General features: G+C 63.5%; 1 protein-coding gene. It reads left to right on the top strand.

Annotation, left to right across the window (positions count from 1 at the left end; genetic code table 11):
* A partial coding sequence (locus C1X29_RS29230) for a phosphotransferase (protein WP_158247924.1) occupies positions 1–241 on the top strand: 241 nt, incomplete at both ends.

The raw sequence follows: 241 nt of genomic DNA, 5'->3' as shown, positions 1-241 counted from the left end.
CGAAGATTCGGTGCTGGGCCTTCCTTTTTATCTGATGGAGCCCGTCCGAGGCATCATTCTTCGTCGCGATCCGCCCCCCGGCCTTCCCTTCCCGCCGGAGACCGCGTGCAGACTCTGCGAGACATTTGTGGAGCAACTCGCCCGGCTTCACGGCATCGATTACGCCGCGGCTGGCCTGGCCGAATTGGGCAAGCCACAAGGCTACCTGGAACGCCAGGTGCGCGGCTGGATCGAACGCTAC

It is taken from the genome of Pseudomonas sp. GW456-12-10-14-LB2 (genome assembly GCF_002884345.1).
Taxonomy (GTDB): Bacteria; Pseudomonadota; Gammaproteobacteria; order Pseudomonadales; family Pseudomonadaceae; genus Aquipseudomonas; species Aquipseudomonas paraglycinae.
This window is presented reverse-complemented; position numbering and strand designations above follow the sequence as displayed.